At 60.3% G+C, this 16557-nt stretch carries 15 protein-coding genes; 7 read left to right on the top strand and 8 right to left on the bottom strand.

Annotated elements, in window-relative coordinates; all coding sequences use genetic code 11:
* Nucleotides 1-1086 (bottom strand): ABC transporter ATP-binding protein, encoded by a 1086-nt coding sequence (locus GQ39_RS11305; protein WP_047529817.1) that lies wholly within the window; start codon nucleotides 1084-1086, stop codon nucleotides 1-3.
* Between the two features lie 140 nt (nucleotides 1087-1226).
* On the opposite strand from GQ39_RS11305, the gene GQ39_RS11300 reads away from it, so the two are divergent.
* The 4 genes from GQ39_RS11300 to GQ39_RS11285 all read left to right on the top strand — a co-directional run bounded on the left by GQ39_RS11300 (nucleotide 1227) and on the right by GQ39_RS11285 (nucleotide 7285).
* Nucleotides 1227-1916, top strand: coding sequence for a GntR family transcriptional regulator (locus GQ39_RS11300; protein ID WP_047529816.1), 690 nt, complete (start codon nucleotides 1227-1229; stop codon nucleotides 1914-1916).
* A gap of 160 nt (nucleotides 1917-2076) precedes the next feature.
* A complete protein-coding gene (locus GQ39_RS11295; RefSeq protein WP_081997894.1) occupies nucleotides 2077-4188 on the top strand; it encodes a hybrid sensor histidine kinase/response regulator in 2112 nt (703 codons plus the stop codon).
* Nucleotides 4189-4324: 136 nt separating this feature from the next.
* Entirely contained in the window at nucleotides 4325-6961 is a 2637-nt protein-coding gene (uvrA, locus tag GQ39_RS11290) for an excinuclease ABC subunit UvrA (protein ID WP_047529814.1), read from the top strand.
* Between the two features lie 135 nt (nucleotides 6962-7096).
* Nucleotides 7097-7285 (top strand): hypothetical protein, encoded by a 189-nt coding sequence (locus GQ39_RS11285; RefSeq protein ID WP_047529810.1) that lies wholly within the window; start codon nucleotides 7097-7099, stop codon nucleotides 7283-7285.
* A gap of 54 nt (nucleotides 7286-7339) precedes the next feature.
* On the opposite strand, the gene GQ39_RS11280 is transcribed toward GQ39_RS11285, so the two are convergent.
* Nucleotides 7340-7861 (bottom strand): DUF4142 domain-containing protein, encoded by a 522-nt coding sequence (locus GQ39_RS11280; protein WP_047529808.1) that lies wholly within the window; start codon nucleotides 7859-7861, stop codon nucleotides 7340-7342.
* Nucleotides 7862-8078: 217 nt separating this feature from the next.
* Here GQ39_RS11280 and GQ39_RS11275 point away from each other — a divergent pair, with 217 nt between their 5' ends.
* The gene (locus GQ39_RS11275; protein WP_047529807.1) at nucleotides 8079-8312 is read left to right on the top strand and encodes a hypothetical protein; all 234 of its coding nucleotides are present in this window, start codon (nucleotides 8079-8081) and stop codon (nucleotides 8310-8312) included.
* 108 nt (nucleotides 8313-8420) lie between these two features.
* Nucleotides 8421-8609, top strand: coding sequence for a hypothetical protein (locus tag GQ39_RS11270; protein ID WP_047529806.1), 189 nt, complete (start codon nucleotides 8421-8423; stop codon nucleotides 8607-8609).
* Between the two features lie 52 nt (nucleotides 8610-8661).
* On the opposite strand, the gene GQ39_RS11265 is transcribed toward GQ39_RS11270, so the two are convergent.
* The 6 genes from GQ39_RS11265 to GQ39_RS11240 form a co-directional block, all read right to left on the bottom strand.
* The gene (locus GQ39_RS11265) at nucleotides 8662-9750 is read right to left on the bottom strand and encodes an SMP-30/gluconolactonase/LRE family protein (RefSeq protein ID WP_047529805.1); all 1089 of its coding nucleotides are present in this window, start codon (nucleotides 9748-9750) and stop codon (nucleotides 8662-8664) included.
* Complete coding sequence (locus GQ39_RS11260; RefSeq protein WP_047529803.1) at nucleotides 9747-10892, bottom strand: sterol desaturase/SRPBCC family protein; 1146 nt, start codon at nucleotides 10890-10892, stop codon at nucleotides 9747-9749. The genes GQ39_RS11265 and GQ39_RS11260 overlap by 4 nt, the downstream gene beginning before the upstream one ends.
* A 105-nt stretch (nucleotides 10893-10997) precedes the next feature.
* Nucleotides 10998-11861 carry a LysR family transcriptional regulator gene (locus GQ39_RS11255; RefSeq protein WP_047529801.1) on the bottom strand — a complete coding sequence of 288 codons (864 nt, stop codon included), beginning with the start codon at nucleotides 11859-11861 and terminating at the stop codon, nucleotides 10998-11000.
* A gap of 105 nt (nucleotides 11862-11966) precedes the next feature.
* Nucleotides 11967-13814 (bottom strand): amidohydrolase, encoded by a 1848-nt coding sequence (locus GQ39_RS11250; RefSeq protein WP_161793929.1) that lies wholly within the window; start codon nucleotides 13812-13814, stop codon nucleotides 11967-11969.
* Nucleotides 13815-14108: 294 nt separating this feature from the next.
* Nucleotides 14109-14423: an SCP2 sterol-binding domain-containing protein gene (locus GQ39_RS11245; protein ID WP_047529794.1), complete on the bottom strand. Its 315-nt coding sequence runs from the start codon at nucleotides 14421-14423 to the stop codon at nucleotides 14109-14111.
* 64 nt (nucleotides 14424-14487) lie between these two features.
* A complete protein-coding gene (locus tag GQ39_RS11240; RefSeq protein ID WP_047529792.1) occupies nucleotides 14488-15198 on the bottom strand; it encodes a histidine phosphatase family protein in 711 nt (236 codons plus the stop codon).
* A 200-nt stretch (nucleotides 15199-15398) separates the two neighbouring features.
* Here GQ39_RS11240 and sohB point away from each other — a divergent pair, with 200 nt between their 5' ends.
* Nucleotides 15399-16421 carry a protease SohB gene (sohB, locus tag GQ39_RS11235; protein ID WP_047529790.1) on the top strand — a complete coding sequence of 341 codons (1023 nt, stop codon included), beginning with the start codon at nucleotides 15399-15401 and terminating at the stop codon, nucleotides 16419-16421.
* Nucleotides 16422-16557: the final 136 nt, after the last annotated feature.

The following is a 16557-nucleotide window of genomic DNA, read 5'->3' as shown; positions in this document are numbered from 1 at the left end:
TCAGGCCTCCATCAGCAGGCAGGCGTGGGGCGGCAGGTTGACCGCGACGCGATCGCCCACCACCCGCCCGCGATTCAGGCCTTCGTTGTTCTCACGCAGCATGACCTTGATGTCGTTGTTCAAGCGGCACTGATAGAGGGTCGCGGTGCCGACATACAACACGGCCTCGATGACCCCGCGCAGGTGATGCGGTTGCGTCGGGTCGACCAGTTGCGAGCGCTCCGGACGGAACGCCAGCTGCACGCTGGCGCCATCGAAGCCCTGGGCCGGGCAGGGGATTTCCACCGGCATGCCGTTGGGCACGAACAGCTTTTCGTTCTCCTGGCCGCGCTTGAGATGGCCGGGCAGGAAGTTGATGTCACCAATGAACTGCGCGACAAACTGATGCTGCGGCCGTTCGTAGATGTCATTGGGCGTGCCGATCTGCAGGATCTTGCCGGCGGACATCACCGCAATGCGATCGGACAGGGTCAGGGCTTCTTCCTGGTCATGGGTGACAAAAATGAAGGTGATCCCGGCTTCCTTCTGCACGCGCTTGAGTTCGACCTGCATTTCCTTGCGCAGCTTGAGGTCCAGGGCCGACAGCGGTTCGTCGAGCAACAGCACTTTCGGTTTCGGTGCCAGGGCCCGGGCCAGAGCCACGCGCTGTTGCTGGCCACCGGACAATTCCGCCGGTTTGCGCTTGGCCAGGTGCTGCATTTGCACCAGCGCGAGCATTTCGTCGACCCGCTGCGCGATCTGCTTGTGATCAAGACCCTGCATCTCAAGGCCGAAGGCGATATTCTGCGCAACACTCATGTGCGGAAACAGCGCGTAGCTCTGGAATACCGTGTTGACCCGACGCTTGAATGGCGGCAGGTCATTGACCGGTTCGCCCGCGAGGCGAATCTCGCCGGCGCTGACGTGTTCGAAGCCGGCGATGGTGCGCAGCAGGGTGGTTTTGCCACAGCCGGAAGGGCCGAGCAGCGTGAAGAACTCGTTATCGGCAATGTCGACTGAAACGTTGTCGAGGGCTGGAGCCAGCCCCGGATCGTCGGAATACCGTTTAAAGACGTTACGCACTTCGATTGCAACTGGACGACCCATATTGGTGCATTCCTCTAATTATTGTATGCAAAATCTGGATGCAATTTAGAAATACCCGGATTAATCTGCTCGTGCAACCCCCTTTTGAAAGGCTGTTCATTCGCCTGGGGCTGATTGCATGGCGCTGAAGGAGTGATCGAATGGCGGAAAAGAAACTGGAAACCACGGTCGACCGTGTCTACCAAGGGGTTTACGAGGCGATCAGCAAGCGCACCTTGCGTCCCGGGATGAAGTTGGGCGAGTCCTCGCTGGCCGAACTTTTCAATGTCAGCCGCACGTCAGTTCGTGCCGCGCTCAAGCAGTTGGAAGCTGATGGCCTGGTCACCACCGAGCCCAATAAAGGTGCGTCGGTATCGTTACCGAGCGACGAAGAGATCCGTTCGCTGTTCGAGACCCGGCGCCTGATCGAAATCGGCATCGTCAGCGAACTGTGCCGTCGTCGCGATACCGCCGTGACCCAGGATTTGCGCGATCATCTGCTGCTGGAGGACGAAGCCCATCAAAGCGGCGACCACGAGCGCCTGATCCATTTGCTCGGCGAGTTCCACATCAAACTGGCCCGCAGCCTGAATAACCCGGTGTTGCTGGACTGGTTCCAGAAACTGATCTCCCGCGCCTCGCTATACGCGGCCGCGCTGGATGACGACAGCCACGAAGCCTGTCGCGATGACGAACACCTGCGGTTGATCGAGTACATCGAAGCGGGTAACCAGAGCGCGGCGATCGAGTTGACCTGCATGCATTTGAATGGCATCGAGAAGGCGATTCTGGATGTGGCCGCCACGTTGAAAACCGGCTATCACCCGCTTAAACACCTGATTGAGGTGTGATCATCCGGTCTGAAACTGCATGCACCCACAGGGATTTTTTGCCGGCCACAGGTTTTGGTCGTTCAAGATGGATCGCGAGAATTAGCTATACCTCTATGAAACCAATGGCATCCGCGATGCTCGAAACAAACGGGTGTGATTTCCTGGATAAGGCCAACCGATGCAGTTTCTAGAGGATAGTCACGGGTGTGCCGGCTGGCACGGCGAGATGGCCGGGCGTATCCGTGCGTTCGACTGGAGCCGGACCGAGCTGGGCAACCTCGATACCTGGCCCAAGAGCCTGAGCAGCTCGGTGCAGATGATGCTCGCCTCGCCACTGCCGATGGTGATGCTGTGGGGGCGACCTGGCTACATGATCTATAACGACGCCTATTCGGAGTTTGCCGGCGGGCGTCATCCTTATCTGTTGGGTTCTCCGGTCGAGCTGGGCTGGCCGGAAGTCGCCGAATTCAATCGGCACGTGGTCGATACCTGCCTGGGCGGCGGCACCTTGTCCTTCCGCAACAAAGAGTTGGTGCTGTTGCGCAGCGGAATCCCCGAAGAGGTTTGGTTGGACCTGTATTACAGCCCGGTTGCCGATGATAACGGCAAGCCCGCCGGGGTCATGGCGATGGTTGTCGATACGACTGAACGGGTGATTTCCGAGCGCCGTCGCCAGGCCGCCGAAGATGCCTATCGCGCCGACAACGAGCGCGTACGCCTGGCGTTGAATGCCGGCGCCTTGCTGGGGTCGTTTGTCTGGGACGTGAAGAGCAATGTGCTGAGCGGCGATGAGCGTTTCGCCCGCACCTTTTCCTATCCCGCCGAACAGCCGCTGGACAACCTGCCACAAGACACCGCTGAAGCGCATATTCACCCTGACGATCTCAGTTGGCTGCAGGAACAGGTTCGGCAATCGATGGCGACTGGCGAACCCTTCAATGCCGAATATCGGGTCATCCGCCCTGATGGCAGTTATCTGTGGGTACTCGCCAGTGGTTGTTGCGAGTTCAATGAACAGGGCGAGCCATTTCGTTTCCCCGGGGTGTTGATCGACATTCATGAACGCAAGATCGCCGAAGAGTCCTTGCTCAGGTTCACCCGCAACCTGGAGCAACGCGTGGCCGATGAAGTCGAGGCACGGCTGGCGACGGAAGAACAATTGCGCCAATCACAGAAGCTCGAAGCCATCGGTGGCCTGACGGGCGGCGTGGCCCACGACTTCAACAATCTGTTGCAGGTGATCGCCGGCAACCTGCACTTGCTGGCCCGGCATGAGCCAAATAACGCCAATGTCCAGCGCCGGGTGGCGGCGTCGATTGCCGCCGTCGAACGCGGGGCAAAACTGTCTTCGCAATTGCTCGCATTTGCCCGTCGCCAGCCCTTGTCCCCGGCCATTTATACGCCTGAGCAGATTTTCGATGGCCTGGGTGAGCTGTTGCAGCGTGCGCTGGGTGAAACCTTCCAGGTGCAAATGCGTGCGCCCGCCAACCTCTGGCAGGTGTTCGTCGATCGCAATCAACTGGAAAATGCCATTCTCAACCTGGCCATCAATGCCCGTGACGCCATGAAGGGTGAGGGCACCATCGACCTGAGCGCGGAAAACATCCGCCTTGATCGCGCGTTTTGCACCAGCAAGGGCATTGTCGCCGGCGACTATGTACGGGTATCGGTGGCCGACACGGGGGCAGGCATGCCGCCTCAGGTGCTTGCCCAGGCGTTCGAGCCGTTTTTCACCACCAAACCCGACGGCCAGGGCACGGGGCTTGGCTTGAGCATGGTATTCGGCTTCGTAAAACAGAGCGGTGGGCACATCGAGATGTTCAGCGTCGTCGGCGAAGGTACCCGGGTGCAGCTTTACTTCCCGCGCAGCCTGCGCACGGCGGGCAATGAAATCTCCACTCTTGAAGTGCCGCAACGAGGTGGACACGAGCGGATTCTGGTGGTCGAGGACAATGAAGCGGTGCGCGTTTCAACGGTGGAGTTTTTGCGCGAGGAGGGCTATCAGGTGATGACGGCCGCCAATGCCGACATCGCCATGCAGATGTTGCTGGAAGGCGTGGCGGTGGACCTGATTTTCACCGATGTGGTCATGCCGGGCCTGATCAAGAGTTCGGATCTCGCGGCCTGGGCCAAGGTGCAGAATCCGCCCGTGACCGTGCTGTTCACCTCGGGGCATACCCGTGACATTATCTCGCGCAACCACCAACTCAGCCCGGATACCCATTTGCTGGGCAAGCCCTACAGCCCCGATGCGCTGACCCGGATGATTCGTACGGTGCTCAACGGCTGACCCAAAAACCTGTGGGCGCCGGCTTGCAGCGATCGCGTCAATCAGTCGTATCTTTACTGACTGCAAGCCCGCTTTCGCTGCCAAGCAAGCGCCTACAGTCATTCGGTTTTTTCAGATATCTAATCAAGGCGACCTGATGACCTCAAACCGCACCTCCAATCCAACCTCCGGCATGGTCAAGGTACGCGGTGCCCGGGAACACAACCTCAAGAACGTCGATGTCGATATTCCCCGCGATGCCTTGGTGGTGTTCACCGGGGTGTCCGGTTCGGGAAAATCGTCGCTGGCATTTTCGACCCTCTACGCTGAAGCGCAACGCCGCTATTTCGAATCCGTCGCCCCTTATGCGCGGCGTTTAATCGATCAGGTCGGCGTGCCGGACGTGGACTCCATCGAAGGCCTGCCGCCGGCCGTGGCCCTGCAGCAGCAACGGGGCACGCCGAGCACGCGTTCTTCGGTGGGCAGCGTGACGACGTTGTCGAGCCTGATCCGCATGCTCTACTCCCGCGCCGGCAGTTACCCGCCAGGCCAGCCGATGCTGTACGCCGAAGATTTTTCGCCCAATACGCCCCAGGGTGCCTGCCCGGAATGTCACGGCCTGGGCCGGGTGTATGAAGTCACCGAGGCGCTGATGGTCCCGGACCCGAGCCTGACCATCCGCCAGCGGGCCGTCGCCTCATGGCCCCTGGCATGGCAAGGACAGAACCTGCGCGACATTCTGGTGACCATGGGCTACGACGTCGATATTCCCTGGCGCGATTTGCCGAAAAAGCAGCGCGACTGGATTCTGTTCACCGAGGAAACGCCGACGGTGCCGGTGTACGCCGGCCTCACCCCGGAGGAAACCCGGGTCGCCCTCAAGCGCAAAATGGAACCGAGTTACCAGGGCACCTTCACTGGCGCGCGCCGCTACATCCTGCACACCTTCACCCACTCGCAAAGTGCGCTGATGAAAAAGCGTGTGTCGCAGTTCATGATCGGCAGCCCGTGCCCGTTGTGCGAGGGCAAGCGGCTCAAACGCGAGGCGCTGTCGGTGACCTTTGCCGGCTACGACATCGGCGCGCTGTCACAGATGCCGTTGTTGCAAGTCGCTGAGGTGCTGAAGCCGGTGGCGGCCCAGCATTACCTGGAGGAGGGTGATGAAGCGGGTGAGGTGCTGAGCCACAGCCAGACCCGCGAGGCCCGTGAACAGCGCGTGGCCCATGGCGCCAGCGGACACGCCAACGCCCCCGATGTACGCCATACGCCGAACCTGTCGGTGGAGAAACGCCTGGCGGCGCAACGGATCGCCCAGGATTTGCTGGAACGGGTCAGCACCCTGACCGACCTTGGCCTCGGTTACCTGGCGCTGGAGCGCAGCACGCCGACGTTGTCATCGGGTGAGTTGCAGCGTCTGCGCCTGGCGACGCAGTTGGGCTCGCAGTTGTTCGGCGTGATCTACGTGCTGGATGAACCCTCGGCCGGCCTGCATCCGGCGGATGGCGAGGCGCTGTTCGACGCCTTGCAACGCTTGAAGGCCGCCGGCAATACCTTGTTCGTGGTCGAGCACGATCTGCAAACCATGCAGCGTGCCGACTGGTTGATCGACGTCGGCCCGGCGGCGGGGGAGCATGGCGGGCGGGTGCTGTACAGCGGTCCACCGGCCGGGTTGGCTGAAGTGGCCGAATCGCAAACCCGCGCCTACCTGTTCGCCGAGCAGGCCAGTCAGGTCCGTACCAGCCGCAAGGCCGGGGATTGGCTACGCCTGGAAGGCATTACCCGCAACAATCTGGATAACCTCGATGTCGAGTTTCCGTTGGGTTGTTTCACGGCGGTGACCGGTGTCTCGGGTTCGGGCAAGTCGAGTCTGGTCAGCCAGGCATTGCTGGAACTGGTCGGCGCACACCTCGGGCGCCCGGCCGCCGACAGCGAACCGCAGGCGCTGAATCTGGAGGACGACACGCCGCAAGTCAGCGGTGGCCAGGTCACGGCGGGGCTAGCGTCGATCAAGCGTCTGGTGCAAGTGGATCAGAAGCCCATCGGTCGCACACCGCGCTCCAACCTGGCGACCTATACCGGGCTGTTCGATAACGTGCGCAAACTCTACGCTGCCACGCCCGAGGCACAAGCGGCGGGTTATGACGCCGGGCAGTTTTCCTTCAACGTTGCCAAGGGCCGTTGCCCGACCTGCGAAGGCGAGGGGTTTGTCAGCGTCGAGTTGCTGTTCATGCCCAGCGTCTATGCACCGTGCCCGACCTGTCACGGTGACCGCTACAACCCCGAGACGCTGGCGATTAGCTGGCAGGGCCGCAACATTGCGCAGGTCCTGCAATTGACGGTGGATGAGGCGGTCGAAGTGTTCGCCGAACAAGCGGCTATCCGCCGCTCGCTGGAGGTGCTGCGCGACATTGGCCTGGGCTATTTGCGCCTCGGTCAACCGGCGACGGAGCTGTCCGGTGGCGAAGCCCAGCGCATCAAACTGGCCACCGAACTGCAGCGCAACCAGCGTGGCGCCACGCTCTATGTGCTCGACGAGCCCACCACCGGACTGCACCCACGGGATGTCGATCGCTTGCTGGAGCAATTGAACAACCTGGTGACGGCGGGGCACACGGTTATCGTCGTCGAGCACGAAATGCGCGTGGTGGCGCAGAGCGACTGGGTGATCGATATCGGCCCAGGGGCGGGGGATCAGGGCGGCAAGGTGGTCGTGGCGGGGACGCCGCAGAAAGTCGCCAAGAGCAAGAAGAGCCGGACCGCGCCGTTTTTGGCCCGGGTGCTTGGCGCGGTGTGAATGGTCGGTGGCAGCTCATGCCTGTGTTTCTTGTGCCGAATCGTCCAATGGATGGAACGCCGCCCGCGAGATGGCTTCGAACCTGTATGGCCGGGCTGTTCCAGCCCCGCAATGACAGCGACGACCGAGGTAATCATGAGCGATGAAAGGGGTCCAGAGGATGATGCGATAACGGCCGAGCCGGAAAGTGCCGACAAAACGGTCGACCAGAAAAACCTTCACAGCGATAACGACAATGAGTTCAGTCCGGGTTTCAAGCCCGATCCGGATCGACCAAAGCCGGGTGATGAGACCGACGCGGACATTGATACCGATGGCGGTTAGGTTGAATGCAACGAGGCCGCATCCCGTGATGCGGCCTTTTTGTGTGTAAGAAAGTTATTTGCTTGGGTGCGCAGCCTGGAGTTTTTTTGCCATGTCCAAGTGTTTTTCCAGCCCCGGCAGCATTTTTTGAGCGAAGCCTTTGAGTTCCACGGCGCCTTTGGTCTTGTCGTCGGTGACGGTGTTGGCCTCTTTCTTGAACAACTCGATGGTCTGTTCGTGGGCCTTGACCTGATTGTTGGCATAGGCCGCGTCAAAGGATTGATCGCGCATGTCGAGGATTTTTTCCTTAGCCTGGTTGGTCAGTGTCGTGCTCTCTGGAACCTTGATGTCATTCTTTTTCGCAATGGCCGCCAGTTCGTCATTGGCCTTGGAATGATCAGTGATCATCATGTTGGCGAAGGCCTTGATGTCGGCCGAGCTGCTTTTTTCCAGGGCCAGCTTGCTGGCTTCGATCTCTGCGATGCCACCGGCGGCGGCGTGATCGACGAAGTCGTTGGAAGTCGCGGCGAAGGCCGTGCCCATGCAGGTGCTCAAGGCGACGGCCAGAGTGAGGTGGCGCAGGTTGAATCCGTCCATCAGTACATCTCCACGCAATTTTCATGGGTGATCGCAATGATCGTTAAGCTGTGGAGGCCGCCAGGCGGGAAAAGGTTTTATTGCATTGGCCAAAGGACGACGAACGGACACCGCTGGTCTGACAGGTGGTCGACAGAACCGGTCAACCAAGGCCATTCTGATAGTTGGCGAGCGCAATCAGAGGCGTTTGCTGCCGATTAACAAACGGAGGTGTTCCATGCCGGTGTCACATGACCTTTATCAGGATCTGAAACGCTCAAAGGAAGAAATCCAGCAGAAACGCACCAAGGATCCGTTATTGGATTCGCTGCTTAACAAGTATTCGCTGGCAGATGCCGAAGTGGTCAAGGCAGAGGAGGCCAAGTCCAGTGATGACGAAGTGAAGAAGCTCAAGGAGACGCGCCTGATGGTCAAGGACAAGATCGTCAAACAACTCGAGTCGTCGTCCTGAAAATCCCATGAGCCTCCGACGACCGGGGGCTGAACAATTGGAACGGCGCTAACGACCGGCACCTCGAATGATCAGAGACCGTCATTACGGTGACAGACGAGGTGCCCCATGACACATCCAAAATTCCCCAGCGAAGAACAGGGTGGCTTCGATCCCATCCCCACCCATCCCGAGCCTTTGAGTCCGGGGCGCAATGCCGTCAAGCCTGAAGAAGACCCCGGCCTCGACGAAGTGCCGGATGATGAAGCAGGCAAACCGCCGACCAGGCGCGATCGTATTGACCTGGATTCCGATTGACTCCTATCCCTGTGGGAGCGGGCTTGCCCGCTGCTGCAATGTGATTGCGTTGTTATTGCAGCGCCGCGCTCAGCGGCAAACGCGCCATGTGTTTCGCCTTCAGCGAGCCGAAATACAGCCAGTCGCCATATTCGCGCGCGGTCGTGATCGGTGAGTAGTTGCCGCTGCTGCTGTCCTGCAGGTTGGCAATGACCCTGCCTTCGACATCGAGCCCGAGAACGAAGGCGCGTTTCTCCACCGGTTTGGGCAGCACGGTCATGGCCCGTGCGATCACCTTGCGTATGAAGGGATGTGCCGCCGTGGAATCGAGCAAGGCATTGCGCGGTGCGTACAGCGCCACCCAGAAACGGTCGTGACCATTGAACGCGAGGTTGTCGGGCAGGCCTGGCAAGTTGTCGATGAACAGATCGTGGGTGCCTGCTTTGGGGCCGCTCAACCAGTAGCGGCTGATGCGATAGGCACCGGTTTCATTGACCAGCACATAGGCATTGTCCGGTCCGAGCGTCACGCCGTTGGCAAATTCCAGCTTGTCCAGCAGCACCGAGGTTTTGCCGGTCTGGAAGTCGTAACGCAACAAGCGACCATCGCCACCGTGTTCAATGATCGCCTCACCATCCTTGCCGTAGCCGAAGCGGCTGGAGGCATCGCTGAAGTAGGCATAGTGCCCCTGCGTGTCGATGGCGACGTCGTCGGTGAAACCGAAGGGCACGCCGTTGGCCTCTGTCGCCAAGGCCACCAGGCGACCTTGGGCGTCCAGCGACAGCAAACCCTTGACCGCATCAGCGATCACCAGCAAGCCGCTGGGGTGGCGAGCCAGACCCAAGGGCCGGCCACCGGTATCGGCCAGGACTTTGGTGGCCTTGCCGTCAAGGCTCGTGCGGATCACCCGGCCGTCATGCAAGCCGGTGATCAGCGTATCGTTTTCCAGCAGCAGTGCTTCGGGGCCATCGATGTCCGCAGCGCCAACAGGCTCCACGCCCTTGAGGCGCTGATTGTCGGCATAGGTGCCGCTGGTGAGCGATGGCGCGGGGGCTGGCGTCCAGGCCACGGGTTTGACCCTGGTGGGCATCAGCAGCAAGAAGCCAGCAACGACAATGACCACCAGCAGCAAGCCATGGCGAAACCGGAGCGAGCGACTCACGCTCGGACCTCCGACAGGGCCAGGTGTTTTTCCGCCATCTCACGCAGCGCCAGCATCGAGGCCGCCGACTCACGATCGATCCGGCGCTTGAGTAACAACCGATTGGCAAGGCGCATCGCCACGCCGCTGAACTGATACTCCAGCGTGCGGACAAACCGCGTGCCTTCGCCTACGGCTTCACATTCGTAAGTCAGTATCAGCGACAGTCCATGGTCGCCGAGCGCCTGCGCACGCCAACGCAACCCAGGCAGGTATTCATCGACGACCCAACGCAAATGCCCATCACGTCCACCGGCGCGGATGTCTTCCTCGAACCGCGCGCCGGCGTGCAGCGGACCCTTTTGTCCGTTGATCCTGAGGGACGATGGATGCCACTGCGGCCAGTGGCTCACGTTGCTGGCGTACGCCAGCACGGCAAAGGGCGTTCCGGCGATCTCGATCTGATGCTGCATGCGGGTCATGGGCGTGCTCGTCGGCTGCGGGATCGCCGGCTCCGGCTCCCAGTAGAGGGTGCCGAACAGGTAATCCATCAATGGAAAAACGATGTTGAAGTTACGTTCCTGCATCAACTCACGGCGGTGATGCAGCTCATGCAGGCTCCGCATCTGGCGGACCCAAGGCAGGCGCGTCAGCGGGTTGTGCGGCGGTAGATGCTCGCAGGCATGGAACGCTTCATAGGCCAGGTAACCGAGGACCAGGAAACCGCCGACCAACCCGGCTACGTTGACGTCCACTTGCATGAGCAGCCACCAGAGAGGCAGGGTGATGAGCAGGGTGTGCAACACGATCAGCCAGGCCGGAAACAGAATCACCCGCCAGTCACGGGCGCTGTCATAAGTCATGTGGCCCGGTGCGAAAAAACTGTGATGGTCGCCGGTATGGCGGGCATAGAACAATCGCGCGTAAGTTTTTTTCTGATGGCCCAGGTGCCGATGCACGCAGTACACGCCGAAGTTGAAGAGCAACAAGGTCAGAGGCACCGCCAGCCATTCTGTCGGTTGCACCTGGTGCACAGTGCTCCAGAAAACGGCCATGGCGAACACGCCGAACAGCAGCACGAAGGTGCCGTGAAGCCAGGGGTTGTAGCGCGGATGGATGTTGGCGCGGTAGCGGCTGCGGAATGCTTCGGTGGTCTGCCTCACTGCAATCACCTGTCGTTATCGTTATCTCCAGCAGCGTAGACGATCCCGGCGTGTTGGCTGGAGAACCTCGACGACACGAGTGCCACGATCCGGTGCAAGGCGTATTCAGGTCAACGGGTTCCAGCGTTGCGACCAGTCTTCATCGGACTGGATGACTTCGCGCAGCAGGTCGAAGGCTCGTTGCAAGGTCGGCGAGTCGCGGTCGCGGGAGTAAACCAGATAGGTCGGGTAACTGAACTCCGGTGCTTTCGGGACTTGTTCCAGTACACCGCTTTCCAGGTAACTGCGCACGACACGGGTGCGGAAATAGCCGCTGCCGCCGTTTTCCAGAATGTATTGCAGGCCCAGCGGGCCGAGATTGAAACTCAGGGCGGCTTTGGCTTTTTCCGGCAGAGCGGCATCGTGCCGGCGCCGGAAGTCCTGGCCCCAGTCAATGTAGACGTAAGGTTCGGCACGACCGGGCAGGCGGACAAGGACAAGCTTTTCCTCCAGCACCTGCTCGACCTGAAGCCGCGGCCAATACTCGGGCTGATAGACCAGCGCCGCGTCCAGTACCCCCAGTTCCAACTGGCGCAACAGGTTTTCGCCGTCGCGGATTTCCATGCGCAGGGCGTGGCTGGGGATTTTCTCGCGCAACTCGCCGGCCCAGCTGAGCATCAACGGGTTGCACAGACTGACCTCGCCGCCGATGTGCAATACATCGCGGTAACCCTCAGGCAACGGCAAGTCCCGCCTTGCGGCCTCCCAGGTTTCCACCAGTTGATTGGCATATACCACGAAAGCTTCGCCGTTGGGCGTGAGGCGGGCACCGGCGCGGTTGCGCACGAACAGGGTACTGCCCAGTTGGCTTTCGAGTTTTTGTACCCGTGCGGTGATCGCGGTTTGGGTGACGTGGAGCTTCTCGGCCGCTGCGGCAAGGCTGCCGTGGCGGACGATTTCCAGAAAGGTGCGGGCGAGATCGATGTCCATGGGATGGCCGATGGCGGAAGTGCTCGCATTGTAAAAGCACTGTTCACTTGCGGATAGGCATCACTTTTCCCCCCTCTCCACAGGGATCTTCGTCAGGCCTGGGATTCAGAACGCAAAACACGAACAGCCTAACGCTCCCCAGAACCCACGCAAGTCACTGACCGGCGCATTCGACAGGCGCGCACGTTCGTGACTGTGTGCATGTACCGCGCACGCGCCGACACACTGATGGACCTGTGCCGTCAGCGGCGCCAGCGGCTTCCAGTGCCCTGGCACCTTGGCCACCGGTGACCATTCCGGCACCACGGGGATCGGTGGCGGACCGAGCTTCTCGAATTCGACGCTGCCGTACACGATCTTGCCGTCGACGATGGTCAGCACCGCTTCGATGCCTTTGATGCCTTCGTCCTCGATGTGGAAATAGTCCGCCGACAGCGCAATCAGGTCCGCCAATTGCCCGGCCTTGATCTGGCCTTTCTTGCCCTGTTCAGACGAGAACCAGGCGCTGCCATGGGTGAACAGCTCCAGCGCGGTGTCGCGGCTCAGGCCTTGGGGATGAAGCGCCAGCCCGCCGACAGTCCGGCCGCTGACCAGCCAATAGAGCGAAGTCCACGGGTTGTAACTGGATACCCGCGTGGCGTCGGTGCCAGCACCCACCGGCACCCCTTCGGCCAACATCCGGGCAATCGGCGGCGTATGTTCAGCCGCTTTGGCACCATAGCGGTCGACGAAGTACTCGCCCTGGAACGCCATGCGATCCTGAATCGCGATGCCGCCGCCAAGGGCTTTGACCCGCTCGATGTTGCGCGGGGTGATGGTTTCGGCGTGATCGAAAAACCACGGCAAACCGGCGAACGGAATGTCGCGATTGACCTTCTCGAACACATCGAGCATGCGGCTGATGGATTCGTTGTAAGTGGCGTGCAGGCGGAATGGCCAGCGTTGTTCAACCAAGTGTCGAACCACGGGTTCCAGATCCTGTTCCATGGTGGGTGGCAGGTCGGGGCGAGGTTCCAGGAAGTCTTCAAAGTCGGCGGCGGAGAACGCCAGCATCTCCCCGGCGCCGTTGTGCCGCAGGAAGTCGTCGCCCTGACCGTAGTGCGAGGTACTGGTCCAGTTCTTGAAGTCGGTCAGTTCTTCCTTGGGCTTTTGGGTGAACAGGTTGTAGGCGATGCGAACGGTGAGTTGTTGCTCCTTGGCCAGTTGCTGAATGACTTGATAGTCGTCCGGGTAATTCTGATAACCGCCGCCGGCATCGATTGCACTGGTGACACCCAGACGATTGAGTTCGCGCATGAACTGACGCGTGGAGTTCACTTGATATTCCAGCGGCAGCTTTGGACCCTTGGCCAGGGTCGAATACAGAATCATCGCGTTGGGGCGGGCGATCAGCATGCCGGTGGGGTCGCCGTTGGCGTCCCGCTGGATTTCGCCGCCCGGAGGGTTCGGCGTGTCGCGGGTATAGCCGACCACTTTCAGCGCGGCCCGGTTGAGCAACGCGCGGTCGTACAAATGCAGGACGAATACCGGCGTATCGGGCGCAGCCTTGTTCAGTTCATCGAGGGTCGGCAGGCGTTTTTCGGCAAACTGGAATTCGTTCCAGCCACCCACCACCCGCACCCATTGCGGTGTGGGCGTGCGGTCAGCTTGATCCTTGAGCATGCGCAGGGCATCGACCAGTGACGGTACGCCTTCCCAGCGCAGTTCGAGGTTGTAGTTGAGACCGCCACGGATCAGGTGCAAGTGTGAGTCGTTGAGCCCGGGAATCACCGTACGACCATGCAGGTCGACGACTTGCGTGGCCGGCCCCTGCAAGGCCATGGCCTGGGCATCGCTGCCAACCACCACGAAGCGCCCGTCCTTGATCGCCACGGCACTGGCCTGGGGTTTCTTGCGGTCAACGGTGTGCAGGCGTCCGTTGTACAAAATGAGATCGGCGGGGGTGTCGGGCATGGTTTTACTCCCTGCAAGCAGCGGGCTGATCCAGGCGCCTATGGCTCCTGCCGAAAGGCCTTGCAGTACACTTCGGCGATTGACGCCGTCGTGGTCGTCAGGTGGGCTCATGGCAGTGCTTCGCGCAAAAGGATCGAGGGGCAATCGGTCGGTGTCTGATGCATGCGGCCACAAGAAATATAGACGGCAATTCCATGGCTGAACGATTCTTTGCCCCGGAAACGACGAATCCCGCCACTAGGGGCGGGATTCGTTGGCAATCAGGTGTGCTCCCGAAGAGTGGGAGCGACAGGCTTAGCTCGGGAACAGCTCGGACAGTTTCATCGCCAGCATCATGTCGCCTTCAGCGCGCAGTTTGCCGCCCATGAACGCTTGCATGCCATCGGTTTCGCCGCTGACGATGCCTTCCAGGGTTTCGCCGTCCATCACCAGAGTGACCTGGGCGTCCGGGTTCTCGCCTTCTTTGAGCTCGCAGGTGCTGTCTTTGACAACCAGCGAGAAGTTCTTGGTGTCGTCGATGCGGAAACCGAAAACCAGGTCCAGACCGGCAGCAGCGGCTGGGTTGAACTTGGCTTTCATTGCTTGTACGGCATCAGCTACGGAGGTCATGGTTCGATCCTTTCTTGGGTAATAGGAGCTGGGTGATTACAGCCAGGGTCACAATAGTCCGGACTCAACGAAACGTGATGAGTTCCGGGGCCTTCAGCAGTTGCAGGTGCGCATGACTGTTGAAGGAAGCCAGTGCCACCTCGCGACCACGGAACTTCAGGTGGTTGAGCGAGGTGTTGACGATTTGCCAGTTCAGTTCAAAAGCCTGCTTTGCAGGCATGTGCGTGATGAGGTGCAGCAGGGCAGTGATGGTGCCGCCGGAGGTGAACACGGCGATTTTCTGCGTGTTGTCGGCCTGTTCGAGAATCCGGTTCAGACCGGCCTGCACACGCTCGACAAAGCCTGGCCAGCTTTCCAGGCCCGGAGTGTCGTAAGTGCCGGCGAGCCAGCGCTCGATGATCAGGGCGAATATGCGCTGGAACTCCGCGCGGTTTTGCGCGGCATTGCGCAGGATGTCCAATGCTTCCGGTTCGTCCGGCAACATGGCCGGGAGCAGGGCGCGGATCACCGCGTCGGCGTCGAACTCATTGAAGGCGGAATCGGTTTCCAGGATCGGGACCGGCAGGCCTGCGGCGGCAAACTGTTCCAGCGCACTGTTGGCCGTGTGTTGCTGGCGGCGCAGGTCGCCGGACAGGCATCGATCGAAGCGGATGCCGAGTTCTGCCAGGTGTTGACCGAGGATTTCCGCCTGGCGAATACCGGTGGGCGACAGGACGTCATAGTCGTCTGCACCAAAGGAGGCCTGGCCATGTCGAATCAAATAGATACTGCCCACGTCCGCGTCGTCCCGGTACGTTGAAGGTTCGGCGAGGTTATGAGGATGGCGGTGAGCTGTCAATGAAAAAACATACGCTTGTTTGAAATGCTCGTTAGACGCCCATTGCCAGAGGTTTCACAGCTGGTCGCAAGGGCGGCGCATGGGTATGCTGGAGTTATCCGCGCGCGTTCATGCCGCGCATCGTTTGAGGAGTCCCTGTGGAGTTTTTCACCGAGTACGCCAGTTTTCTGGCCAAGACCGTGACCCTGGTGATCGCCATTCTGGTGGTCCTGGCCAGTTTTGCGGCACTGCGCAGCAAGGGTCGACGCAAGTCTGCCGGGCAGTTGCAAGTCAGCAAGCTCAATGATTTCTACAAAGGCCTGCGCGAGCGCCTGGAGCAGACCTTGCTCGACAAGGACCAGCTCAAGGCCTTGCGCAAGTCCCAGGCTAAAACCGAGAAAAAGCAGAAGAAAAAAACCGAGGCCAAACCCCGGGTGTTCGTGCTGGATTTCGATGGCGACATCAAGGCGTCAGCGACTGAAAGCCTGCGTCATGAAATTACCGCACTGTTGACCCTCGCCACCCCCAAGGATGAAGTCGTACTGCGCCTGGAAAGCGGCGGCGGCATGGTCCACAGCTATGGACTGGCTTCCTCGCAACTGGCGCGTATCCGTGAAGCGGGCGTGCCGTTGACCGTCTGCATCGACAAGGTCGCGGCCAGCGGTGGCTACATGATGGCGTGCATCGGCCAGAAGATTATCAGCGCACCCTTCGCGATCCTTGGCTCCATCGGCGTGGTGGCGCAGTTGCCCAACGTCAATCGCCTGCTGAAAAAGCATGACATCGACTTCGAAGTGCTCACCGCTGGTGAATACAAACGCACCCTGACCGTGTTTGGCGAAAACACCGAGAAGGGGCGGGAGAAATTCCAGGAAGACCTGGATATCACCCATCAGTTGTTCAAGAACTTTGTCTCGCGCTACCGCCCGCAACTGGCTATCGACGAGGTGGCCACCGGTGAAATCTGGCTGGGTGTCGCGGCATTGGAAAAGCAACTGGTGGACGAACTGAAGACCAGTGATGAGTATCTGGCCGAACGCGCCAAGCAGTCCGAGCTTTATCACCTGCACTACGCCGAACGTAAGAGCCTGCAAGAGCGTATCGGCATGGCGGCCAGCAGTTCGGTCGATCGCGTTCTGCTGAGTTGGTGGAGCCGCTTGACCCAGCAGCGCTTCTGGTAACACATCGACAGGCATCGAACCGGGGCATTTGCCCCGGTTTTTTTTCGCCTGGCAATCTGCAGGGTTGTCCTCCAGAGCGTGGCGAATTCTCCGAGGTCAGGAGTCGATCCGTCCTGCTTTCGAGGGCGTGGCGGAG

Origin of the sequence: Pseudomonas sp. 11/12A (assembly GCF_000800055.1) — a bacterium.
GTDB classification, from domain to species: domain Bacteria; phylum Pseudomonadota; class Gammaproteobacteria; order Pseudomonadales; family Pseudomonadaceae; genus Aquipseudomonas; species Aquipseudomonas mohnii.
This window is presented reverse-complemented; position numbering and strand designations above follow the sequence as displayed.